Genomic DNA, 22,192 nt, shown 5'->3' on the forward strand with positions numbered 1-22,192 from the left:
GGTAACAAGAGAGAATACGGCTATGTATCACCTTCGTGTACCGCAGACAGAAGAAGAACTGGAACAGTATTATCACTTCCGCTGGGAGATGCTGCGTAAACCGTTGCACCAGCCGAAAGGTTCAGAACGCGACGCCTGGGATGCGATGGCGCATCACCAGATGGTGGTGGATGAAGAGGGAAACCTGGTGGCGGTGGGGCGGCTGTATATCAACGCCGATAATGAAGCGTCGATCCGCTTTATGGCGGTACACCCTTCCGTTCAGGATAAAGGGCTGGGCACGCTCATGGCGATGACGCTGGAGTCCGTCGCGCGCCAGGAAGGGGTAAAACGGGTGACATGCAGCGCCAGAGAAGACGCGGTGGAGTTTTTCGCCAAGCTGGGGTTTATCAATGAAGGCGAGATAACCGCGCCGCAGACTACGCCGGTGCGCCATTTCCTGATGATCAAACCCGTCGCCACCCTGGACGACATCCTCCATCGCGGCGACTGGTGTGGGCAGCTGCAGCAGGCGTGGTATCAGCATATCCCTCTTAGCGAGAAGATGGGCGTGCGCATTCAGCAGTACACCGGGCAAAAATTTATTACCACTATGCCGGAAGCGGGCAACCAGAATCCGCACCATACGCTGTTTGCCGGCAGCCTCTTTTCCCTGGCGACCCTGACAGGCTGGGGGCTAATCTGGCTGATGTTGCGCGAGCGCCACCTGGGCGGCACGATTATCCTTGCCGATGCGCACATCCGTTACAGCAGACCCATTAGCGGTAAACCCAGCGCCGTTGCCGATTTAGGCTCGCTGAGCGGCGATCTCGACAGGCTGGCACGGGGTAAAAAAGCGCGTGTTCAGTTACAGGTTGAGCTGTTCGGCGATGAAAAGCCGGGTGCGCTGTTCGAGGGCATTTTCATCGTCCTGCCAGCAAAACCCTTTGGCTCGTATGAAGAGGGCGGGAACGAAGAGGAGTAGCGGTTCTACCCCACTTGCGCATACGGGTTCATAAGCTGGCGCAGTATACGGATTATCCGTTCACCGTAATCCGTATAGTACCCGTGAATTACCCCAGGATAGCGCTGCAGGTGAACTCCCCTCTGTTCTGTCATCATTGATACAGCGCTTCGCCTTCGTCCAGAGCGGATTGTATTCGGCGGTAATGATATGTACCGACGGCAGCCCACCCAAATCGTCCCGCCACAGTAGGCTCACGTAGCCGTGCCACACCTTTTTTCAGTGCCATAATGTTGCTCCGCTCTGTATGGATGTACAGGGTTATAGCCTGGGTTGTAGCGGATGAGAAGGGATGATTTAGCCATAAATAAATTTATGGAAAGCGCTTCGCAAAAGCCGATGTAACCCGGTGTAAGCCTTTTGTTTCGTCAGGTTATGGCGTATGGTTTTTGAACACAAACGCCAATGATATACTGGAGGTATATATGATGACGATGGCGGGCATGGAGATGGGCAGGATCTTACTCGACTTACCAGATGAGGCTATCCAGCGGCTGGACGAGCTTAAGCAGCAGCGCAACCTTCCCCGCGCGGAACTCCTGCGTGAAGCGATTGAGCAGTACCTGGAAAAGCAGTCTGAAACGGCGATGATAAATGCGCTGGGGCTCTGGCAGGGGTGTGAAGAGGATGGTTTAGAGTACGAAAGGACGCTGCGTGAGGAGTGGTAATAATGCAGGGATTGGCGCTTTTCGACACCAATATTTTAATTGACCTGTTTCGCGGGCGCAGTGAAGCAAAGCAGGCGCTGGAAGCCTGGCCATCGCAGAATGCCATTAGCCTGATTACCTGGATGGAAGTCATGGTGGGGGCGAAAAGGTACCAGCAGGAGTACCCAACCCGTATTGCGTTAGGCGCGTTTAAGGTGATTGATATTTCGGGAGAAATCGCCGAGAGGAGCGTTAGCCTGCGCCAGAAATATGGCATGAAACTGCCAGACGCAATTATTCTGGCAACGGCGCAAATTCATCGCCTTACACTGGTGACGCGCAATACCAAAGATTTTGCAGGCATACCTGAGGTCGTGATGCCCTATACGCTATAAACCGGGCAGTCGGGCTGCCCGGTGATTATAAAAGACGCTACTCCCCTTCGCCCGGAAACAGGAACGGGTTGATGGAACTGCGGGCAAAGCCCTCCTGCTCCATACGCGCATCCAGCACCAGCGAGGCCAGATCGTCTGCCACAGGCTCCACATTGGGATCTTTTTCCTGGTACAGAATCTTGAGGTAGGTGCCGCAGTCGCCGCAGCTTTCCGCTTTAATGGCCGCCTGCTCGTTATCTAGCGACCAGTAATGCAGATCGCGCGTCTGTTCGCAGTTGCTGCACTTAATGCGCACCACGTGCCACTCGGTTTCACACAGGTTACAGTGCAGGTAGCGCAGCCCCTGAGTGGTGCCGATATGCACCATGCTGGAAACAGGCATCGAGCCGCACACCGGGCAGAACTGGCGCTGCTCGCCGTACTCTGCGCGTGCTTTGCCAGGAATAAGGCTTGCCATCTGCGACCAGTAGAGCGACAGCGCGGCCCAGATGAACGGAGCTTTGTCGCTACTGACTGAGCCAAAATCGGCGGCAAACAGCGCGCTCGCCATCGCTTCCAGCTCCTGCTCCGAGGCTTTTTCCAGGTTCTCGATCACCGCCAGCGCCGGGCCGCTCATCTCCGGTTTTAGCTCAGCGATGAGGGAGTGCAGCAGCTTGTGCCAGTGCCTGTCGCGCGGCAGAACATGGATATCCAGCGGCGGCTTGCCCTGCGCGGCGGCCTCTTTGATACGCCCGGTCAGGTCCATTTCAAGCGGGTGGTCGTACAGCACCACCTCCTGAGCGTGGGCGATCAGCGCGGCAAAGCGCAGATAATCGCCCAGCGGGTTATTCTCTGCCAGTTCACGCAGGCGTTCCGCCCGGCGGTTGTAGAGATTTTTCAGCCTGGGGAATAATAACGGCGGAATGACTTCCGCCGTGCGTTTCTCGCTCTTCTCCAGCTCATCTTGCGGGATTATGCGAATACTCATTCCGTGGTTTTTTCCTCTTTCTGGCGGACTTCACGGTACCAGCGCGGGTGGTGTCTCTTCGCCCACGTTCTGGTCACCCATCCTTCCACCATAGCGGTTATTGTGCCTTTTACCCAGATGGCAGCGTAAATATGCACCATGATAACCACAATGAGTCCAACGGCGGCAAATGAATGCAGCATTATCGCCAGACGAATGACCGGAATAGAGAAGGCCGGAGCGAAGTAAGGACGCCACATGATCACGCCGCTTACCAGCAGCAGCACCAGCAGAATAATCGCCGCCCAGAAGACGCACTTCTGGCCGAAGTTATAACGCCCGGTGTCGCCCACCTCTTCGTTGACGACAATCTTGCGAATGTTTTTCGCCCAGAAAATATCGTCCCGGTTGATCAGGTTATGGTGCCAGTAACGGAAGAACATGATGATGAACGAGGCGAACATCACCACCCCGACAAACGGATGCAGAATACGCGCCAGCTGCGGCGTGCCCAGAATATGCATCAGCCAGTTGAAGGAGGGGAAGAAAAAGCCCAGCCCGCTCACCGCCGCCAGCACGAAGCAGAAGGCGGTAACCCAGTGGTTGATACGTTCCGGCGCCGTGTAGCGCACGATGGTGTCACGTCTTCTCATTTGCGCACCTCGTCTTTGTCTTCATGCAGATTGTCTTCGTCGCCTTCCTCTGCACGGTTCGGGCCTACGCCAACGTAGTGGAAAATGCTGGCTGCGAAAGTGGCCGCAAAGCCCACTGCCGCCAGCGGTTTCCAGATCCCTTTCCAGAACTTCACCGTTTCGCTGATTTCCGGGTTTTCTGGCAGGCCATGATAGAGATTCGGCTTGTCGGCGTGGTGCAGCACGTACATCACGTGCGTGCCGCCGACCCCGGCCGGATCGTACAGGCCCGCGTTGTCGTAACCACGGGTTTTCAGTTCGGCCACGCGCTCGCCTGCCAGCACTTTCATATCCTCTTTGGAGCCAAAATGGATAGCGCCGGTCGGGCAAGTCTTCACGCAGGCCGGTTCCTGGCCCACGGTCACGCGGTCGACACAGAGCGTACATTTATAGACGCGGTTGTCTTCCGGGTTGAGTCGCGGGACATCGAACGGGCAGCCAGCAATGCAGTAGCCGCAGCCGATGCACTGCTCCGACTGGAAGTCGACGATACCGTTGGCATACTGAATGATAGCCCCTTCTGCCGGGCACGCCTTAAGGCAGCCCGGATCGGCGCAGTGCATACAGCCATCCTTACGGATAAGCCACTCCAGTTTGTCGTTCTGCTCTACTTCCGAGAAGCGCATTACCGTCCAGGATTTGGCGGTCAGATCGGCGGGGTTGTCGTACACCCCGACGTTGTGACCCACTTCATCACGAATGTCGTTCCATTCAGAGCAGGCCACCTGACAGGCTTTACAGCCAATACAGGTGGTGACATCGATAAGCTTCGCCACCTCTTGCTGGTGATCCCGCGCCTGAGGCGCGGGAGTGAAGCCGTTAGTCGCGGAACGACGGATAATATCTTGCGATTGATAAGCCATGATTCGTCTCCGCTATACCTTTTCCACATTCACCAGGAACGCCTTGAACTCTGGCGTCTGGGTGTTTGCGTCACCCACAAACGGGGTGAGGGTGTTGGCGATAAAGCCTTTCTTCGCCACGCCTTCATAACCCCAGTGGATAGGAATACCGATGGTATCCACATCCTTGCCGTCCACCTTCAGAGTGCGAATACGTTTCGTCACCACCGCTTTGGCTTTGATATAGCCGCGGTTGGAGGAGACTTTCACCGTATCGCCCTGCGCGATGCCTAGCTTGCCTGCCAGCTTCTCGCCGATCTCCACAAACTGTTCCGGCTGCGCGATGGCGTTGAGCAACGCGTGCTTGGTCCAGTAGTGGAAGTGCTCGGTCAGACGGTAAGTGGTGCCGACATACGGGAACTTATCCGCTTTCCCCATCGCATCCATATCGTCTTTAAAGACGCGGGCGGCAGGGTTGGAGATAACCTTCGGATGCAGCGGGTTCGTCCCCAGCGGCGTCTCAAACGGCTCATAGTGCTCAGGGAACGGCCCTTCCGCCATTTTGTCGGTGGCGAACAGGCGTCCAACGCCCTCTGGCTGCATGATAAACGGCCCGACGTCAGTGCCCGGCGCGGCGGTGCTGTAGTCCGGAATATCCGCGCCCACCCATTTGCCATTGGCATATGAGAGAAGCTGACGTTTCGGATCCCACGGCTTGCCCTGCGGGTCGGCGGAGGCGCGGTTATAGAGAATGCGGCGGTTCAGCGGCCATGCCCATGCCCAGCCCAGCGTATTGCCCAGGCCTGACGGGTCGGCGTTATCACGACGCGCCATCTGGTTGCCGTCCGGCGTCCAGCTTCCCGCGAAGATCCAGCAGCCGCTGGAGGTGGTGCCGTCATCGCGAAGATGCGCGAACGTGCCCAGCTGGTTGCCTTTCTTCGCCAGCACAGCACCGGTAACCGGGTCGATAATATCTTCCAGCGCCTTGCCGTTGCTCTCCATGGCCACCTCTTCCGGCGACGGGTTCTCCGGCGTCAGATAGTTCCAGCTCATGTTCAGCACCTGTTCCGGGTTCGCGCCCCCTTCCGCTGCGTACATTTTACGCATGCGTAAGAAGATGCCCGCGAGGATCTCGCCGTCGTTCAGCGCTTCGCCGGGGGCGTCCGCGCCTTTCCAGTGCCACTGCAGCCAGCGACCGGAGTTAACGATCGAGCCATTCTCTTCTGCAAAGCAGGTAGACGGCAGACGGAACACTTCGGTCTGAATCTTCGACGGATCGACATCGTTCGACTCGCCGTGGTTCTGCCAGAAGGTCGCCGTCTCGGTGTTAAGCGGGTCGATGGTGACCAGGAATTTCAGCTTCGAGAGCGCCGCCACGACTTTGTTTTTGTTCGGGAAGGACGCCACCGGGTTGAAGCCCTGGCAGATATAGCCGTTCACCTGGCCTTTGTACATCATGTCGAAGTACTGCAGGACATCGTAGCCTTTGTCCCACTTCGGCAACCAGTCAAAGCCCCAGTTGTTCTCTTTGGTCGCTTTATCGCCGTAGAAGGCTTTCATCATCGACACGAAGAATTTGGGGTAGTTGCTCCAGTAGTTTACCTGCCCCTGCAACAGCGGTTTCGGCGTGTTGGCGGTCAGGTAAGTCTGCAGGTCCGGCTGTTTTTCGCTGGGCAGGGTCATATAACCCGGCAGGCTCTGGGAGAGCAGGCCAAGGTCGGTCAGCCCCTGAATATTGGAGTGGCCGCGCAGGGCGTTCACGCCGCCGCCTGCCATCCCCATATTGCCGAGCAGCAGCTGAATCATCGCCATGGTACGGATGTTCTGTGCGCCGACGGAGTGCTGTGTCCAGCCCAGTGCATACAGGAACGAGGCGGTTTTATCGTGAGCGCTGGTTTCCGCAATGTATTCGCAAACTTTCAGGAAGTCCGCTTTTGGCGTACCGCAGATGTTTTCTACCACTTCCGGCGTGTAGCGGGAGACGTGCTGTTTCAGCAGGTTCCAGACGCAGCGCGGGTGGGTAAGGGTGGTATCGCGTTTGGCGAAGCCCTGTTCATCCAGCTCATAGTTCCAGCTTGAACGGTCATATTTGCGTTTATCCGCGTCATAGCCGGAGAAGAGACCGTCTTCAAAGCTGAAATCTTCACGCACGATCAGGCTGGCGTTGGTGTAGGCCTCGGTATATTCGCGGTTATATTTTTCGTTATTCAGCAGGTACAGCATTACGCCTGACAGGAAAGCAATGTCAGTACCGGAACGAATTGGGGCATAGAAATCCGCCACCGACGCCGTACGCGTAAAGCGCGGATCGATCACAATCAGCTTCGCGCCATTGTGGATTTTGGCTTCCATCGCCCAGCGGAACCCGACCGGGTGCGCTTCAGCGGCGTTACCGCCCATCACCACGACGAGGTTGGCGTTTTTGATGTCGACCCAGTGGTTGGTCATCGCACCGCGACCAAATGTTGGAGCAAGACTTGCTACCGTTGGTCCGTGTCAGACACGCGCCTGGTTGTCGACCGCGAGCATGCCAAGCGCGCGGGAAAATTTCTGGGTTAAATAGCCGGTTTCGTTACTGGAAGCAGAAGCACATAACATCCCGGTGGAGAGCCAGCGGTTAACGGTGGTGCCTTCGTCGTTCTGCGCAATATAGTTGGCGTCACGATCTTCTTTCATCAGTTTGGCAATGCGTTCAAACGCCTCTTCCCAACTGATGCGCTGCCATTTGTCTGAACCTGGTGCGCGGTATTCCGGGTATTTCAGGCGGCTTTCTGAATGGATAAAGTCCACCAGGCCTGCGCCTTTCGGGCAGAGCGCGCCACGGTTAACCGGATGATCCGGGTCGCCTTCAATATGGAAAATTGATGCTTTGGCGTTCTTTGCTCCGTCGCCGAGGCTGTACATCAACAGCCCACAACCAACGGAACAGTATGTGCAGGTGTTTCTCGTTTCGCGGGTGCGCAGTAATTTATACTGCCGCGTTTCCGCCAGCGCCAGACTCGGGGCGAAGCCGAGTGCCGCTGCTGTTGTTCCTGCCATACCGCCAGCGCAGATCTTAAAGAACTGCCTTCTGCTGACCTGCATGGGTCGCTCCTTGTTTCGACATTGTCACGTGCTTTTATTTACTTTGCGGTCGACGCCGCAAAGGTTCAGAATTGCGGTTAATCCCCTCGTCCCACAGGGGAATGACGCCAGAATACCATATTGTGCTCCGCCTGTTCTTATTCGGTTAAAACAACGTGAACGAAAATTCGACTAAACATCCAGAAAATGCAAGCGAGATCACGGGGGCACGCCAGGTGTCGCTCTGGCGCCGCGACAACCTGCAGCAGACGCTTCCCGATATGCTGGCCGAGGAAGTGCCAGTCGCGCTGGTCTATAACGGCATTTCTCATGTTGTGATGATGGCTTCGCCCAAAGACCTTGAGTGGTTCGCTATCGGCTTTTCCCTTTCCGAAGGGATTATTGAAGAGCCCGGTGACATTTACGGTATTGATGTTGTTCCTGCCTGTAACGGGCTGGAGGTACAGATTGAGCTTTCCAGTCGCCGTTTTATGGAGTTAAAAGCGCGCCGCCGTGCCCTTGCCGGGCGTACCGGTTGCGGCGTCTGCGGGGTGGAACAGCTTAACGATATTGGCAAACCCATCGCGCCATTGCCCTTTACCCGCACGTTTGACCTGGCCCATCTGGACCGGGCGCTCGCCCACCTGTCTGATTTCCAGCCGGTCGGAATGCTGACCGGCTGTACCCATGCCGCCGCGTGGATGCTGCCTTCCGGTGAACTGGCGGGCGGCCATGAGGATGTGGGGCGGCATGTGGCGCTGGATAAACTGCTCGGCCATCGCGCCCGTGAAGGGGAGCGCTGGCAACAGGGAGCTGCGCTGGTCTCCAGCCGCGCCAGTTATGAGATGGTGCAGAAGTCGGCGATGTGCGGCGTTGAGATTCTGTTTGCCGTATCGGCGGCCACCACGCTGGCCGTTGAAGTCGCCGAACGCTGCAATCTGACGCTGGTGGGCTTTTGTAAGCCGGGGCGGGCTACGGTCTATACCCACCCTCAACGCTTGCTTAATCGCTAACGTTCAGTTTTATTGAACAATAAAAGCAAAACCTTCCGCTTTTTGTTGATAGGGTTGAGGTCTATTATTGACTTCATCGAGGCACAACGCCTCAGCTAATCAAACATACAGAAGGGTTTATATCATGAAAAGCATCAAAACTTTTGTCGCAGTTGTCGCTCTGGCTTCCTCTTTCGGCACATTTGCTGCACAGACCGTGACCGCAACGGACTCCACCCTGTCTGGCGCAGAAGCGAAAATCGCCGCTCAGGCACAGCAGGCTGGCGCCTCTTCTTACCAGATCACCGAAGCGTTCACCGGTAATCAGGTTCATATGACCGCTGAGCTGTCTAAATAAGTCTTCCGCTCTACCGCTGTCCCTGACTCTTCGGAGCGGGGACAGGTTTACGCCCGCAGTCTTTTCCCTCCCTGTTTATCTCCACGCTGTATGCCTCTTTGTCGCTAAAAAATGCGGCGAAACTCACAAAATTATCAAATCGCAAAAATTGCCGCCTGCGTTTTTATTATACAGACGATGCTCTGGTGCTCTCGATTTATAACTAAATGATAGAAAAGGAATTAATAAAAAATATGTGATAGTTATCGCATTGTGATTATGTGATGGCACTCGCAAAAACAAGCCTAATGATCGCGTTGTCAATCATTGCCTCTGCTGAAATTATCCAGAAAGTGTGACATTCATTGCAAATATAACCCTTGAACTCAGGGAAAAATATTCGCAAAGGCAGCCATTGAGGACGTCGTGATGAATATCGGTGTGGTTATTAGCGGTGGTGACGTTTCAGGAATAAATAATTTTATTTTCCAGATCGCCCGGCTGGCAAAAGCCCGTATAACCCTGTTTAACGGGGGGATACCCGGCCTGCTTGAAAAAAGGCACCAGGAAATTGAATGGCGCGATCTGGTTGATTTTTCGATCGCAGCCATTCCCATTATCACCTCAGGACGCACGACCCGTAAATTAGTGCGCAGCGAATATGAAACTATTGCTAAAAAATTAAAGTCGCTGCATATCGATGTGCTGATCATGGCGGGTGGCGATGGCTCGCTACAATTTTTAAATACGCTTAGCGAATTTGACGTGAACTGTTTTGGCGTTGCCATGACCATTGACAATGATGTTTACGGGAGCCACTACTCCATCGGTTTTTCTACCGCTTGCGAGCAAATTATTAAAGAGGTCTCTCGCCTCAGAAATACGGGACGGGCGCTGCCAGGCCGCGTATTTATGGTGGAGGTACTGGGTGGCTATTGTGGTGAACTGACGCTGCAATCAGCCATTAAAAGCAATGCGGATATTGCCCTCATCCCGGAATGTCAGATTGCGATTGATGACCTCTCCGCGCGCATCAAATCACGCCTCGCCAGCCAGAACAGCGTGGTGATCCTCTGCTCTGAGGGGTACACCCGCGAATACTCCCCCGGCTTTCAGGGCGCTATCGATACCATGATCAAGCAGATTGAACCGCAGATTGGCGTGCGTATCCGTAAAACCATCGTCGGCTATGGCTTACGCAACGGCGATCCTACCTGTGAAGAAATATACCAGGGCACGATTATGGCCAGCGAAGTGGTTCGTTGTATTCAATCTGGCATGAAGAATAAAGCCATTATTATTAACTCCAGCAATAAACCCATCCCTATTGATCTTATTAGTATGAAAAAACGTCTGGTAGACACTGAAGGACATCATTATAAACTGGCCAAACAACTCAATATTATTTGAGGAGATTTTACATGCTTAAAGTTCTCTGTGTATGTGGCTGCGGCCTCGGGTCGAGCTTTGCGATTGAAATGAGCGCCAAAGCGGTGCTTAAAAAATTAGAAATTCCGGCGCAGGTAGAACATACCACCGTATCAGAAGCGGGCGCGTTTAAATCCGATATGATCCTGACGCAAAAAACCTTTGCCGATATTCTGGCGGCGGATGCCAGCGAGGAGGAGATCAAGCGTATCGTCGTGTTAAACAAACTGACCGATAAAGAAGAAATCGAACAGAAAATTATCGCGTTTCTTAAACTGCATAATATGAAGGTAGCTGACCATGAATAGCTTTGTGGAGTTTATCGTCAAAGATCTTCTCGGGCAGGCGTCGATATTAATCGCTTTTATTGCCATGCTTGGGCTGATCTTGCAGAAAAAATCGCCGGGTAAAATTGCCGAAGGGACATTTAAAACGCTGCTTGGCTTTTTAATTATGATGGCCGGGATAAATATTATTGTCGCCACATTAACCTTCCTCAATGACATTTTTACCCACGGCTTCGGTATGAAAGGGTATATCACGGACGTAGCCGCCATTGCCGGGCTGGCCAACCGTGAGCTGGGTTCGGAAGTGGCGCTGACGCTGATGGTGATTTTTGCCGTCAATATCATTATTGCCCGTCTGACGCCGCTGAAATATATCTTCCTGACGGGCCAGGCGCTGCTGTGGATGGCGACTATCGGCGCGGTAATCGGCTACAAGTCGGGCCTGACCGGGCTGCCGCTGATTCTGACCGGCGGTATTTTTGGCGGCGTGATGGCGGTATTGATGCCAGCGCTGGCGCAGCCGGTGGTCAGGCGCATTACCGATTCTGACGATGTGGCGCTGGGGCACTTTTGTACCATCGGCTATCTGGTGCAGGCGGCAGTGGCGAAAGTGGTGGGCAAAGGCTCCCGCTCCACCGAAGATCTGCAACTGCCGGATAACTTCAAATTCTTGCAGGACACCTATCTGGCAATGGCTGTGGTGATGGTGCCGATGTACCTGATCCCGGCGCTGGCGGCTGGCCCGGCCTATATCGCCCAGTTCTCCGGCGGCATTAACTACCTGATGTACGCCTTTATGCAATCCATTCAGTTTGTGGCCGGGGTCTTTGTGCTCTATAGCGGCGTGCGCCTGCTGCTCAACGAACTGGTGCCCGCATTCCGGGGTATTGCCATGCGCGTTGTGCCGGATGCGAAACCCGCGCTGGATTGCCCGGTGCTGTTCCCTTATGCGCCGAATGCGGTCATCGTCGGCTTCCTCGCCACCACCGTCGGCTCCATTATCGGCATGCTGGTATTCCCGATGTTTGGTCTGGCGATGATTCTGCCCGGTCTGCTGACAAACTTTTTCGCCGGCGGTACGGCGGGCGTGTTCGGTAACGCGCTGGGCGGACGGCGCGGCGCGATCATCGGCGGCGTGGTACACGGCCTGTTTATCACCTTCCTGCCCGCCATTCTGGTGCCAATGCTGGAAAGCTACGGCTTTACCGGCGTCACGTTTAGCGACTCTGACGTCATCAGTTCCGGGCTGGTACTGGGTCATGCCTTCCAGAATAACTGGCTGTTTGTCGGCCTGTTCATTGTCTTTGTGGCCTTCATCGCCTGGTTCGTTAACGGTAAATCAGCTAAGCCTAAAGGGGAAAATATCCATGAATCTGTATAACTTTACTGCATTGCTGGAGATTGCACGCCAGCGGAATTTTAAAGCAGTCGGATCGTTTAATTTACACTGCCTGGAGATGCTGCCCGCCTTTTTTAAAGCGGCAAAACAAACCAACAGCCCGTTAATGATTCAGATCTCTACCGGGACGGCGCAATATTTAGGGTATTCTCTGCTGGTTGATTCGGTACGCTCTTTATCGGTGAGCGAAGATGTGCCGACCTGTCTGCATCTCGATCACTGCTCGGATATTAACGCTATCCAGACGGCAATTGACGCCGGATTCAGCTCGATCATGTATGACGGTTCGCATTTGGGTATCGATGAGAATATTGCCAATACCCGTATTGTGGTGGAAATGGCGCGGCCCCGTAATATTACCGTTGAAGGCGAACTGGGGGCGATTGGCGGTTCGGAAGACGGTAAATCCGTGGCGGCGGAGGATATCTGTTTCACCACCGTTGAAGATGCGAAACGCTTTGTCGACGAAACGCAGGTGGATATGCTGGCGGTGTCGGTGGGTACGGTGCACGGGCTGTATACCGGCAAGGCGCAGATCCAGCATCAGCGCCTGCTGGAGATAAGCCAGGCTACCGGCACGCCGCTGGTGCTGCACGGCGGCACTGGAGTAAGCGATGACGATATACGCCGGGCGGTTACCGAAGGCATCAACAAGGTCAATGTGGGTACGGAGATGAATGTGCAGTGGGTTGACCGCTGTAAGACCACCTTTGAAAAAGGCAAGGTGAATGACAGCGTCCGCAAATTTCTCATCCCGGCCAACGATGCCGTGACCCAGGTGTTAGTAGAGAAAATGAACCTCTTTAAATAAAACGCTAATCTGATTTTATTCCATAACCCTGATGCCAGGCGCGTCTCGGGGCGGGAGTGATATATGTTTCAGTCATTAAGATCGTTGTGGAAAAAAGAGAGTGCATCCGCGCAGGAATATAATGAGCAGGCGGAATTACTGGCAGCCGATATTAAAAAGCTGGAGGCCGATCTCGCCGGAGAGCCACGAAATAGCGATATCCAAAAACAATTAATGCTGCTGTATAACCGGGCATTAAATGTCTTTGCGAAAAGCGAAACGCATCGTCACGAAGTGGACGTTTTATTTGTGCGTATTGATGAGCTACGCAATATTATTCGACGTAATATTTAGGGAGCACAGATGACGATTAAAGATCTTCTCATCGAAGCCGATGCCATTCAGGTCGGGGTAACGGAAACGGACTGGCGGCAGGTCATTCGACTGGCCGCCAGGCCGCTGGTTGACGGGGGATACCTGGAGGCGCGTTACGGCGAAGCGGTTATCGACAATACGCAGGAGTATGGCGCATGGTATGTGTTTGATGAAGGCATCGCCATGCCCCACGCCCGGCCGGAGTGTGGCGTAAAGCGGGACTGTTTCAGCCTGGTGCTGCTGGAAAAACCGATACGCTTTGCAGAGAGTGAAGCGGCGGACATTGTCATCATGTTTGGCGCCCGCGACAGTAATGCGCATATAGAAGAAGGCATCCGCGCCATTGTTAACCTGCTGGATAACGATGAAACGATGGCGGCGCTGCGGGCGGCCCGGACCCGGGAGGAGGTGATGGCGGCTTTATGACTACGCAATCGAAAACGGTGGTGCTGGTAAATGGCGTGCCGGCATCCGGCAAAAGTACGGTGACGCGCCAGCTGTCGGAACGGTTTTCACTGCCGTATCTGACGATAGACGGCATTAAGGAGCCGTTTATGGCGCAGTTCAGTGAGATAGACCGCGCGTTTAATCGCAAGCTGGGCTGCGCGGCCTATGAGGTTATCTGGTCCGTGGTGCGCGATGCGCCGCCAGGGTGCCCGTTTCTTATTGACGCCTGGTTTGGCTTTCAGCCGCGGGAGACACTGGTCGATTATCTGCGACAGGCTGGCGTCGCGCGCGTGCTGGAGGTGTGGAATGCGGTGTCGTCGGATGTCGCGGTCGCCCGCTACGCACAGCGTCTTGGCGAACGCCGGGTCGGCCATCCGGGCGAGGAGTATCTGCCGGAACTGGCTCTGCTGGCGGCAAATGCTGAGCCGATGGCGCTTGGGCCGGTTTTTCGCCTTACTCAGGGCAGCGGTGAAAACCTCAACCCACTGTTTGCCTGGCTTGAGGATCACCTGCAGGATTAACCGTGTCGAAAAGCGCCCGTGGGCGCTTCAGACCGCTGACAAAGCCAACAGGAATTCATAGAACGGCGTAGCCCGGGTAAGCGTCAGCGCACCCGGGATTTTCCCCGGATGCGGCTACGCCTTATCCGGGCTACCGTCTGCATGATTAACCGTGTCGAGAAGCGCCCCGGCAGATTTTAATTGATGTAATAACGGATGCCGATACGGAATCGCACCTGGTCGTCGTGGTTCTGATCCTGATCCAGCCATGCCACTTCAGCATAGGGCAGCCAGTGTTTATCCAGACGATAACGCGCCACAATGCTGGGCTCCCAGTGAGTTTTCTGCCCGTTTGCGGCGTTGAAATCGTTGGTATTGACGAAGAACTCCGGGTTCAGCTGCAGCCATAGCTTTTCCGTCGCCTGATAATTAAAGTACAGGTCGAACTGGTGGCTGTCGTTATAGTCCATCTCACCGTTGTAATCGCGATCTTTGTGGGTCATATGGTTGTAACGGTAGCGGCTGCCGATACTGAACGCTTTACTGACTTTATAATCAAGGCCCAGATAGGGGGCGAGTTTAGTTCCGTTGCTGTCTATATCGGTTAAGCCGCCGGGGGTCAGAGTCCATTTATCGTTCAGAGGCACCGGATACCAGCCCTCATATTCCTGAAAGGTGCTGCGCATTTGGTCAAAATGCTGGCCTAAATCGTACATCGCCGAAACTAAAATTCCGGCTCCGTTATCAAAAATATGGCCAGCGCCAATTTTATACTGGTTTTTTTCCGAGGCAGTGGTGTGCGCATAGCGGTTATCTACCCATGTCGCGGCAGCCAGGGAGTTCATGGTAAATAAGGTCAGCGGTAAGGCAATTGCAAAATAATTTATCTTTTTCATGGTTGTTTCCATTTCATTTTTATGCACGTATTGACCGGCGCGTTATACGCCAGCTTATTATTTTGAAACGTTGAGGCTGTGTTATTAAATTAAGGCGATTTGCTGTTAAAAATAACGCCCCTCTTGTTAGGGTGAGGGGCCGGTGCGTTAAATAATCCCAATTCCCGCCGCAGCGAAACCAAATATAATTAAAAATATAAGGATTTTATTCGGGCTCACCTTTTTATTCAGCATGCGCAGGCAAACCAGTACCAGCAGCAGCGGAATGAGTCCGACGCAAATTTTGTCGAGAATTTCCTGTAAGACGAAAGGCTGCCCGGCAATGGTCGTTTTGAAGGTGGTGGTAAATTTCACCATGCTGGCGCTCATCGCCCCTACCATCATCAGCCCCATTATCGCCGATGCTTTGGTCACGCAGCCAAGCAGCCCGGACTGGGTGGCTTCGGCGATATATTTCGACCCTAACCGGTAGCCCATTACCCCACCGTAATAGCGAATCAGGTAGCTGGGAATATTATAAATCAGCAGGAACAGCAGCGGCCCCAGCGGATTCCCCTGTGACGCCAGGCCAATCGCAATCCCGGTGGCGATAATACGCAGTACGCCATAAAAGAAGGAGTCGCCGACGCCCGCGAAGGGCCCCATCAGCGCGACCTTTATCCCGTTAATGCTGGAGGTATCGAAACCAGGGTTAGCCGCGTTCTCTTTTTCCATCGACAGCGTCAGGCCCATAATAAAGGGGGCGAGATGCTGGTTGGTATTAAAGAACTGGCTGTTCCGCTTGAGGGAATCAATATAGCCGTGCGGGTTCCCCCGATATATTTTTTCAGCAGCGGCGCCAGAATCCAGCCGTAGCTCAGCCCTTCCATACGGGTGAAGTTCATGGAACCCAGCAGCTGAAACTGGCGGAAGAATAGCTGGCGGAACATTTTCTTCTCGCTCTTGCTATCGTCGTAGGCGCTGTCCGCGCTGTTATGGATATCAGTCATTGAAGAACCCATCCTTATCGTCAACCGAGGTCGTCGCCGTGGTTGTCGCTTGTTTATTTGCTTTAAGCTGATTGAATTCGTTGAGGCATAACCAGACCGCTACCGAAGCGGCAATAATGGCGATACCCATAATCGGTAGCTGGAGATAAGCTGCCATCGCAAAGCCAATAAAGAAGAAGGCGGCGATATTGCGGTTCCACAACGCTTTTAAAAGAATGGCGAAGCCCAGCGCAGGCAGAATACCGCCGACTGCCGTCATCCCGCGCATTACCGTATCCGGGATGCTCTCGACCAGGCTGCGGATAACCTCCGTGCCGAACAGAATGCCGAAGAAGGCCAGCACCGCGAACGGCACGCCGTAAAACATTGTCATACCCAGCGTAATACCGAGCGCGGCGCGATCGCGCCCCTCTTCCAACAGGGCATCGTACTTCTCCACCAGCCCGGTATAGACCAGCTTCAGCACCTGATAGACAAAGACCGCCAGCAGGCTGATGGGCAGCGCCAGCGCCACCGCGACGGCAGGTTCCGCTTTGGTCAGAATGGTGAATGCCGTCGCCAGTACCGAGCCTACCGCCAGGTCGGCAGGTACCGAGCCGCCAATGGTGATGGTGCCAAGGAAGATAAGCTCCAGCGTGGCGCCGATGATTATTCCCTGCTGGAAATCACCCAGCACAAAGCCCACCATCGCGCCGCAAATAAGTGGACGCTCAATCAGCGGTTGGCCCAGGGTGTGGTCGGCGAACTTGGCGATATACATCACCAGCGCGACAAGTAGTGCAGACGTTAACATAGCGACCTCACTCAGCTGGCGGCGTTATCCAGCATCTCAATCAAATTTTTGACCGGATGGGATGGCAGGACCTGGTATTCCACGTTGACGCCGCGTTCAGCGATAGCGTGAAAATCGGCCACGTCTTCCGGCGTAACGTATACGGTGTCGCTGATACGGGTTTTGGCGGCCAGGTTATCGGTAATACGGCCAAAGTTAGCGACATTCAGCGTCTTGATAGCAGGCACCTGCTCCACCAGCCTACGGGCGTCGGCGGCGTTGTTGACGATAACCATAATCTTCATCGCCTCCGAGCGCGGATCGTTGAGCACGTCGCCCGCATCGTTCACCGCCATGATGGCGCATTTAGCGGTGTCCGGCGCGGCCATGCGCAGCGACATTTTTTGCACCTCGTTATTCACGATCTGGTCGTTGGCGACCAGAATGCGGTTAACGCCGAGATGCTTGGTCCAGACAACCGCGACCTGTCCGTGGATTAAACGGTCATCAATTCTTATTAGCGAAATCATTACGTACTCCTGTTTTAGTTTTACCAGTAGGGTGTCCAGACGCGGGAAAGACGTACCAGGGCTTCAAACCAGAAAAAGTCGCCCCAGAGGTTTGGTACGTTGATGCCCATATCGCGGCCAAAGTTATAAACGCCTTCACGCAGCAGGCCGTCTTCGTTATGCGCAAAGTAATCAGCGTGTAGATGATGCATTATCAGGCTGATGGCATTGAGGTATGCCGGACGCAGCGGGTCGGTCAGCGGCAGCTGTTTCAGCAGCTCTGCCAGACCGCAAACGCTAATCGCGGCGGCGGAGGTGTCTCGATACGCTTTATCCTGCGCGGTGAAGATCAGATCCCAGTAGCAGACGTAATCCTCCGGCAGGCGGTTGAGAAAATAGTGCGCCAGCTTGCGGGAGAGTTCCGGCAGCGCGGTGTCGCCAGTGTGCGCATAGCCCAGCGCGAAGCCGTAAATCCCCCACGCCTGGCCACGCGCCCAGCATGAACTGTCGCTGAACCCCTGGTGCGTGTCGCCGCGTAGCGGTTGCCCGCTGTGGATATCAAGATAAAAGGTATGGAATGTGGAGGCGTCGTCACGCACCAGATAACGCGCCGCCTGCTGCAGATGGCGCGTGGCGGCCTGCCGGTAGTCATCGTTACCCGTTTCGTTCGCCGCCCAGAACAGCAGCGGCACATTCAGGTTGCAGTCGATAATCATCCGCCCCTGGCGCGCCGGGTCGTTCAGGTCGCCCCAGGCCTGAATGACTCCCGCGGTGGCGTTGAAGCGCCGATACAGTAGTTCCGCCGCCCGCAACGCCAGGGTACGGGCGCGGGTGTTGCCCGTCAGCCGCCAGGCGTTAACGCAGGAGAGGAGGTATAAAAAACCAAGGTCATGGGTATCGACTTTGATCTGCTTATCGAGCCGTTCTTCAAAACTGTCGAGCAGCCCTTCCGCCACTTTGCGGTATTTGTCATCGCCGGTCACTTCCCAGGCCAGCCACAGCATTCCGGTCCAGAAACCCTCTGTCCAGTCGACCTTCTCAACGGCCGGGTAGCGGCCCTCATGGGCGCTGGCGGCGGGGAAGGTGTCCGTAAAGCGCGGCAGCATGGCGTCGATGCTGGCGAGCGTTTCGTTTATCGCTGCGTCAAGCCAGGCTTTATCCAGCACAGGCTGCGCTGTGAGGTAGCGGCTATCCAGCGTTTCAAGAATTGGGATCACAGGCTGCCCTCCGTGGCGAAAAAATCGTCCGCATCATCACGATGCGCCGCCAGCGTCGCCTGCCGCGCCGCCATGATTTCAGGCAGCGTGTTCATATACTGCATGGCGTCGGTTGCCGCGGTCATCGCGTCCTGCAGGCGGTCTTCGGTACGCGCGTGTTCAGACATGCAGAACTCCATCAGCATGATCAGATTTGCGCCGCTGACGACATGCATATGCGGGTACTTCACCATCAGCTGTACGGCCGTATTATTGACGCTGCCGCCCTGCATATCGGTAAACAGCACCAGCTCGTTGCCGCGGCGCGCGGCTTCGCTGGCGAGAGCGTCAACGTGCTTCGCAAGGTCAGCGGTGGAGCCGATCTCACCGCAGTAGGCGCAAATGGGCGTGACGCCGTGGTCTTCGCCAATAAGTAGATTGAGGCCGGAAATAATGCCTTCGGCATAGCGACCATGACTTGCGATATAAATCTCTCGCATGAGTGTTTCCTTTCTTTTTGCGGGGTGCTGACGTTATGGGTAATAGCGATTGCAAGCAGTGTGCCAATTATTTAATGAATTGTTTTTAATGGTTTTTTTATGCGGTCTGGACGCTGTTTTTACTGTTGAAAGCGTAGCGTCGAAGGGGGCGTTCCCGGGGGCGCAAGCTTACCCGGGCGGTGGCGTTGTCGTAGCCCGGATAAGCTTGCGCATCCGGGAGCCACGAGCACAGCGTTTAAACGGCTTCGGTGGCTATCCAGGGCTCCATGATTTCATAAATCATCAGCACTTCGGTTAGCGGCACGGCGAGGTGATATTTGCGGTTGAGCGCCTGGAAGAAGGTGTCATTGACCGCGACAAACGCCTGCTGCTCCAGCGTGAGTGCGGCGTCATCCCGGTGGCGCATGCCGGTATTGACCATCACCCGCTCAATCATCAGCGCGATATGCATAAACAGGTTGATGCGCAGATAGCTCTCGAAATGGATTTTATAGAAGGCTTCGTACTGTTTAATGACCGACTCCACCTCATCAATGATGATCACCGGATTGAGGAAGTTCAGCCTGCTGGCTACCCCTTCCACAGTGAACAGTTTCACCACCTCTTCTACCATCGGTTCGAGGCTGTCCTCCATCAGCAGGTCGGTGAAGTAGTCCCGGCGCAGCACCTGGGTTTTTTCTTTAATAAGCTGTTCGACGCTGAGCAGGGGAATGTAGCCCGCCTCCAGGTCGGTGGTGGTGATAATCAGCCGGGTGCCGTTCAGCGCCGGATCGTCGCGGGCGATTTTCCATTTCAGATCGTCATATTCCATGGTGACGATGTCGATCTCTTCTCTTGCCAGATAGCGGCTTAAGATATCTTTCAGCTTGCGCGAAATGCCTTCGCCGGAAATACAGGAGATGATGATTTTATTACCCGGCAGGATACCTGCGTAATAGCGCGTCTCCGGCTCGTAAGCGCCTTTCACGCTTTCAATAATTTCTTCCATCGGCAACTGATGCTGAATTTTACCGGCGATATCCAGCGCCATGGCCGTACTGACGTTATTGATAACCAGTAATTCACCGTGCAGATGCAGTTTTATCTCTTCATAAATCTCTTTAAGCGAACCCATATCAACAAGAATGATCAGCCCTGCGCCCGGTTTCAGCGCCGCGAGATGGGCAATCAGCAGGTCGATAATTTCACGGGTAGAGGTGGAATAAGGCATATCGAATGCTTTGAAGTAGTACCCTCCCGTTAACTGATTGGCGACCCCGGCGATGCTGGAGGCGGTAGAGCGCCCGTGGGAGACAATCACCCCCTGGATGGCGTCATCATCGCCTGCCGGTTTGTTGAGCGCGCAGCTGAGCAGCGGCAGCAGAATGGGCAGTGGACGGTCGGCAACATGTTTAACCAGCAGGTTCACGCAGGTTTCCGCCAGCAGCCGCGCCTTGCAGGAGACGTACTCCGTCACCGCCAGCAGTTCGTTAACCTCATCGGCATTATGCTCAACGTGCAGCGCCTGGATAAGGCACAGCCAGATGGCTTTGCGCAGCTCCTGGCCGCACTCGATTCCGGTCAGCCCCTCCAGTTCATTTATGGCATGCATGGTGTTCTGCCACAGGTAGCCGGAATAGAGCGCCTCCTGATCGAGAATGCCGTGAATGGTGGTCAGCAGCTGTTCCATTTTCCGGTTCAGCAGCAGAATATTGCCGCTGTGGCAGAACTCCCGCAGGATGACATCATCACGCATCGCTTTTGGTAACAAAGCGGCGGTATCCAATCCGGCGAGTTTCTCCCTGGCGGGGATCACCAGCACTTCGCCGCTGGGGCGGGGCGTATGCAGGGTGATAAACGGGCTCTGCCGCTGGTCACTCCAGGCGCTGGCGGCCATCACTTTGATCTGGTTTTTTAACTCGCCAATGTTGCCGCGCACCGGCGACATCACCAGTTGATGCATCAGCTGCGTATCAAGATGAATATCCCGGCGCAGGCTGGCGGCCTCGGCGTGCAAAAAGTGGCTGACCTGGGCAATTCGCTCGGTTAGCGGGCGGGAGATATAGTTCGGCAGAGCGACGCGAACTGGAATACGGCGACGAAAGGTATTGAGCAGTACCGTGTCGATATTTTCAGTGGTGGCGAAGATAAAGCGCAGCGCGGCGGGGTGGCGGGTCCGGTTATCGCCAAGGCGGTAAAAATAGCCTTTGTCCATAAACAGGAACAGCTTCTCCTGGTTTTCCGCGGAGAGGCGGTGCACCTCATCAAGAAAGAGAAAGCCGCCGTCCGCCTCATCGAATGCGCCGCGTTTTTCCCGGTCAGCGCCGGTAAACGCCCCCCGGGTATAGCCGAACAGCGTGGCGGAGAGCAGCTCCGGGTTATTGGCATAATCGGCGCAGTTCAGCTCGATAAACGGCTTATCGCCGGAGATCACTCCTCGTTCAACGGCGTACTGCCAGATAAGCGAAGCCAGGTGGCTTTTGCCGACGCCGCTCTCGCCGGAAAGCAGAACAGGCAGACCGTGGGTCGGGTAATCTACGGCAGAGCGACACAGGGAGACGATTTCCGCCAGGCTACCCTCTGCGCCAATCAGCTGCGAGAAAGCATCGCTGTTTTTCGACACTAGCGTCGAACGGGGCTGCGAGAGAGCCTCCGCCTGCCTGACGAAAAAGCGCACCGGGCGGGTATTATCTTTTTGTAATTTTCCATCATCACACAGGCGGTTAAGGTAATGGCTGATGACGCTGCGGTTTACCTGCATAAAGTCAGCGCAGTCCTGAGCGGTAAAGCCTGCGGTATGGTCCGCATAATGGGTCAGGATGTTCTGGAAGAGTTTTTCTTTGGCGGAGAGTGCCATTGTTATATCCCACAAATGCCAGGCATCCAGTGTCGATTCCATTTCGACACTAGACACTAATCAATGTATTAAACACTGGTTACTTTCTACCGCCCGAGAGGAAAATGAAACCTTGTTTTAATCAGTTTGTGATGGACTTCTCAGCGGATTGTGCGTCAGGCCAGCCCGCTCGCTGCGCACATTGAGATGAAATTCCTTTCATTAGGTATGTATTAATTTCTTTGGGTAACAAAGCGAATATAAGTGTTGATGTGTGCTTACTACCATTTTTGTTTGGTTCCGTTTTGCCTGGAAACATGAGATTGATATCACTCTTCAGACAGTATGCGGTTCGTATACTCCAGTTGTGAT

Annotated in this window: 22 protein-coding genes and 2 pseudogenes; 12 read left to right on the forward strand and 12 right to left on the reverse strand. The window is 54.7% G+C overall.

All coding sequences use genetic code 11. The features are described 5' to 3' along the window. The first annotated feature begins 22 nt into the window (after nt 1–22). Entirely contained in the window at nt 23–964 is a 942-nt protein-coding gene (gene fabY, locus ENTHG_RS22105) for a fatty acid biosynthesis protein FabY (protein WP_044185297.1), read from the forward strand. 74 nt (nt 965–1,038) lie between these two features. On the opposite strand, the pseudogene ENTHG_RS26185 reads toward fabY, so the two are convergent. Continuing rightward, nucleotides 1,039–1,210, reverse strand: a pseudogene (locus ENTHG_RS26185) (alpha/beta hydrolase fold domain-containing protein); the annotation flags it as partial. Nucleotides 1,211–1,428: 218 nt separating this feature from the next. Between ENTHG_RS26185 and ENTHG_RS22110 the strand changes: the two are divergent. Together ENTHG_RS22110 and ENTHG_RS22115 are read left to right on the forward strand one after the other, a co-directional pair. Then, nucleotides 1,429–1,671: a ribbon-helix-helix domain-containing protein gene (locus ENTHG_RS22110; RefSeq protein ID WP_044185300.1), complete on the forward strand. Its 243-nt coding sequence runs from the start codon at nt 1,429–1,431 to the stop codon at nt 1,669–1,671. Next, nucleotides 1,671–2,045: a type II toxin-antitoxin system VapC family toxin gene (locus tag ENTHG_RS22115; RefSeq protein ID WP_044185556.1), complete on the forward strand. Its 375-nt coding sequence runs from the start codon at nt 1,671–1,673 to the stop codon at nt 2,043–2,045. Before ENTHG_RS22110 ends, ENTHG_RS22115 begins: the two co-directional genes overlap by 1 nt. A 37-nt stretch (nt 2,046–2,082) precedes the next feature. On the opposite strand, the gene fdhE is transcribed toward ENTHG_RS22115, so the two are convergent. The 4 genes from fdhE to fdnG are packed head-to-tail and all read right to left on the reverse strand — an operon-like array spanning nt 2,083 to nt 7,609. Beyond that, entirely contained in the window at nt 2,083–3,012 is a 930-nt protein-coding gene (gene fdhE, locus ENTHG_RS22120; RefSeq protein WP_044185303.1) for a formate dehydrogenase accessory protein FdhE, read from the reverse strand. Next, entirely contained in the window at nt 3,009–3,644 is a 636-nt protein-coding gene (fdoI, locus tag ENTHG_RS22125; RefSeq protein WP_044185306.1) for a formate dehydrogenase cytochrome b556 subunit, read from the reverse strand. Before fdoI ends, fdhE begins: the two co-directional genes overlap by 4 nt. Beyond that, nucleotides 3,641–4,546 (reverse strand): formate dehydrogenase subunit beta, encoded by a 906-nt coding sequence (fdxH, locus tag ENTHG_RS22130; protein WP_044185309.1) that lies wholly within the window; start codon nt 4,544–4,546, stop codon nt 3,641–3,643. Before fdxH ends, fdoI begins: the two co-directional genes overlap by 4 nt. A 12-nt stretch (nt 4,547–4,558) precedes the next feature. Further along, entirely contained in the window at nt 4,559–7,609 is a 3,051-nt protein-coding gene (gene fdnG, locus ENTHG_RS22135; protein WP_106403365.1) for a formate dehydrogenase-N subunit alpha, read from the reverse strand. A gap of 155 nt (nt 7,610–7,764) precedes the next feature. On the opposite strand from fdnG, the gene fdhD reads away from it, so the two are divergent. From fdhD to ENTHG_RS22185, 9 genes are all read left to right on the forward strand, one after another. Continuing rightward, nucleotides 7,765–8,601, forward strand: coding sequence for a formate dehydrogenase accessory sulfurtransferase FdhD (gene fdhD, locus ENTHG_RS22145; protein ID WP_044185317.1), 837 nt, complete (start codon nt 7,765–7,767; stop codon nt 8,599–8,601). Between the two features lie 124 nt (nt 8,602–8,725). Beyond that, a complete protein-coding gene (locus ENTHG_RS22150; RefSeq protein ID WP_044185320.1) occupies nt 8,726–8,938 on the forward strand; it encodes a YdgH/BhsA/McbA-like domain containing protein in 213 nt (70 codons plus the stop codon). A 408-nt stretch (nt 8,939–9,346) separates the two neighbouring features. Next, the gene (locus ENTHG_RS22155; RefSeq protein ID WP_044185323.1) at nt 9,347–10,327 is read left to right on the forward strand and encodes a 6-phosphofructokinase; all 981 of its coding nucleotides are present in this window, start codon (nt 9,347–9,349) and stop codon (nt 10,325–10,327) included. An 11-nt stretch (nt 10,328–10,338) separates the two neighbouring features. Continuing rightward, the gene (locus ENTHG_RS22160; protein WP_044185326.1) at nt 10,339–10,653 is read left to right on the forward strand and encodes a PTS sugar transporter subunit IIB; all 315 of its coding nucleotides are present in this window, start codon (nt 10,339–10,341) and stop codon (nt 10,651–10,653) included. Next, entirely contained in the window at nt 10,646–12,013 is a 1,368-nt protein-coding gene (locus ENTHG_RS22165) for a PTS sugar transporter subunit IIC (RefSeq protein ID WP_044185328.1), read from the forward strand. The genes ENTHG_RS22160 and ENTHG_RS22165 overlap by 8 nt, the downstream gene beginning before the upstream one ends. After that, nucleotides 12,000–12,842 carry a class II fructose-bisphosphate aldolase gene (locus tag ENTHG_RS22170; RefSeq protein WP_044185330.1) on the forward strand — a complete coding sequence of 281 codons (843 nt, stop codon included), beginning with the start codon at nt 12,000–12,002 and terminating at the stop codon, nt 12,840–12,842. The genes ENTHG_RS22165 and ENTHG_RS22170 overlap by 14 nt, the downstream gene beginning before the upstream one ends. A 63-nt stretch (nt 12,843–12,905) precedes the next feature. Beyond that, entirely contained in the window at nt 12,906–13,175 is a 270-nt protein-coding gene (locus ENTHG_RS22175; protein ID WP_044185333.1) for a hypothetical protein, read from the forward strand. Nucleotides 13,176–13,184: 9 nt separating this feature from the next. Further along, nucleotides 13,185–13,622 carry a PTS sugar transporter subunit IIA gene (locus tag ENTHG_RS22180; protein WP_044185336.1) on the forward strand — a complete coding sequence of 146 codons (438 nt, stop codon included), beginning with the start codon at nt 13,185–13,187 and terminating at the stop codon, nt 13,620–13,622. After that, nucleotides 13,619–14,164 (forward strand): P-loop nucleotide/nucleoside kinase family protein, encoded by a 546-nt coding sequence (locus ENTHG_RS22185; RefSeq protein WP_044185339.1) that lies wholly within the window; start codon nt 13,619–13,621, stop codon nt 14,162–14,164. The genes ENTHG_RS22180 and ENTHG_RS22185 overlap by 4 nt, the downstream gene beginning before the upstream one ends. Nucleotides 14,165–14,340: 176 nt before the next feature. On the opposite strand, the gene ENTHG_RS22190 is transcribed toward ENTHG_RS22185, so the two are convergent. The 7 genes and pseudogenes from ENTHG_RS22190 to ENTHG_RS22220 form a co-directional block, all read right to left on the reverse strand. Next, the gene (locus ENTHG_RS22190; RefSeq protein WP_044185342.1) at nt 14,341–15,039 is read right to left on the reverse strand and encodes an oligogalacturonate-specific porin KdgM family protein; all 699 of its coding nucleotides are present in this window, start codon (nt 15,037–15,039) and stop codon (nt 14,341–14,343) included. Nucleotides 15,040–15,186: 147 nt separating this feature from the next. Then, a pseudogene (locus ENTHG_RS22195) lies at nt 15,187–16,040 on the reverse strand (PTS system mannose/fructose/sorbose family transporter subunit IID). Continuing rightward, the gene (locus ENTHG_RS22200; protein WP_044185345.1) at nt 16,021–16,821 is read right to left on the reverse strand and encodes a PTS mannose/fructose/sorbose/N-acetylgalactosamine transporter subunit IIC; all 801 of its coding nucleotides are present in this window, start codon (nt 16,819–16,821) and stop codon (nt 16,021–16,023) included. The pseudogene ENTHG_RS22195 and the gene ENTHG_RS22200 overlap by 20 nt, the downstream one beginning before the upstream one ends. An 11-nt stretch (nt 16,822–16,832) precedes the next feature. Next, on the reverse strand, nt 16,833–17,330 hold the full coding sequence (locus tag ENTHG_RS22205) for a PTS sugar transporter subunit IIB (protein WP_044185351.1): 498 nt from the start codon (nt 17,328–17,330) through the stop codon (nt 16,833–16,835). A gap of 20 nt (nt 17,331–17,350) precedes the next feature. Continuing rightward, the gene (locus tag ENTHG_RS22210; RefSeq protein WP_081653666.1) at nt 17,351–18,526 is read right to left on the reverse strand and encodes a glycoside hydrolase family 88 protein; all 1,176 of its coding nucleotides are present in this window, start codon (nt 18,524–18,526) and stop codon (nt 17,351–17,353) included. Then, nucleotides 18,523–19,005 (reverse strand): PTS sugar transporter subunit IIA, encoded by a 483-nt coding sequence (locus ENTHG_RS22215; RefSeq protein ID WP_044185354.1) that lies wholly within the window; start codon nt 19,003–19,005, stop codon nt 18,523–18,525. The genes ENTHG_RS22210 and ENTHG_RS22215 overlap by 4 nt, the downstream gene beginning before the upstream one ends. 235 nt (nt 19,006–19,240) lie before the next feature. Next, a complete protein-coding gene (locus ENTHG_RS22220; RefSeq protein WP_044185358.1) occupies nt 19,241–21,841 on the reverse strand; it encodes a sigma 54-interacting transcriptional regulator in 2,601 nt (866 codons plus the stop codon). Between the last annotated feature and the right edge of the window lie 351 nt (nt 21,842–22,192).

Origin of the sequence: Phytobacter massiliensis JC163 (assembly GCF_000321045.1) — a bacterium.
Taxonomy (GTDB): Bacteria; Pseudomonadota; Gammaproteobacteria; order Enterobacterales; family Enterobacteriaceae; genus Phytobacter_A; species Phytobacter_A massiliensis.

Coding starts and splice junctions, on each gene's coding strand:
- fabY (WP_044185297.1), top strand. CDS start 23: ATGTATCACCTTCGTGTACCGCAGACAGAAGAAGAACTGGAACAGTAT.
- ENTHG_RS22110 (WP_044185300.1), top strand. CDS start 1,429: ATGATGACGATGGCGGGCATGGAGATGGGCAGGATCTTACTCGACTTA.
- fdhE (WP_044185303.1), bottom strand. CDS start 3,012: ATGAGTATTCGCATAATCCCGCAAGATGAGCTGGAGAAGAGCGAGAAA.
- fdoI (WP_044185306.1), bottom strand. CDS start 3,644: ATGAGAAGACGTGACACCATCGTGCGCTACACGGCGCCGGAACGTATC.
- fdxH (WP_044185309.1), bottom strand. CDS start 4,546: ATGGCTTATCAATCGCAAGATATTATCCGTCGTTCCGCGACTAACGGC.
- ENTHG_RS22150 (WP_044185320.1), top strand. CDS start 8,726: ATGAAAAGCATCAAAACTTTTGTCGCAGTTGTCGCTCTGGCTTCCTCT.
- ENTHG_RS22155 (WP_044185323.1), top strand. CDS start 9,347: ATGAATATCGGTGTGGTTATTAGCGGTGGTGACGTTTCAGGAATAAAT.
- ENTHG_RS22160 (WP_044185326.1), top strand. CDS start 10,339: ATGCTTAAAGTTCTCTGTGTATGTGGCTGCGGCCTCGGGTCGAGCTTT.
- ENTHG_RS22165 (WP_044185328.1), top strand. CDS start 10,646: ATGAATAGCTTTGTGGAGTTTATCGTCAAAGATCTTCTCGGGCAGGCG.
- ENTHG_RS22170 (WP_044185330.1), top strand. CDS start 12,000: ATGAATCTGTATAACTTTACTGCATTGCTGGAGATTGCACGCCAGCGG.
- ENTHG_RS22175 (WP_044185333.1), top strand. CDS start 12,906: ATGTTTCAGTCATTAAGATCGTTGTGGAAAAAAGAGAGTGCATCCGCG.
- ENTHG_RS22180 (WP_044185336.1), top strand. CDS start 13,185: ATGACGATTAAAGATCTTCTCATCGAAGCCGATGCCATTCAGGTCGGG.
- ENTHG_RS22185 (WP_044185339.1), top strand. CDS start 13,619: ATGACTACGCAATCGAAAACGGTGGTGCTGGTAAATGGCGTGCCGGCA.
- ENTHG_RS22190 (WP_044185342.1), bottom strand. CDS start 15,039: ATGAAAAAGATAAATTATTTTGCAATTGCCTTACCGCTGACCTTATTT.
- ENTHG_RS22200 (WP_044185345.1), bottom strand. CDS start 16,821: ATGTTAACGTCTGCACTACTTGTCGCGCTGGTGATGTATATCGCCAAG.
- ENTHG_RS22205 (WP_044185351.1), bottom strand. CDS start 17,330: ATGATTTCGCTAATAAGAATTGATGACCGTTTAATCCACGGACAGGTC.
- ENTHG_RS22215 (WP_044185354.1), bottom strand. CDS start 19,005: ATGCGAGAGATTTATATCGCAAGTCATGGTCGCTATGCCGAAGGCATT.
- ENTHG_RS22220 (WP_044185358.1), bottom strand. CDS start 21,841: ATGGCACTCTCCGCCAAAGAAAAACTCTTCCAGAACATCCTGACCCAT.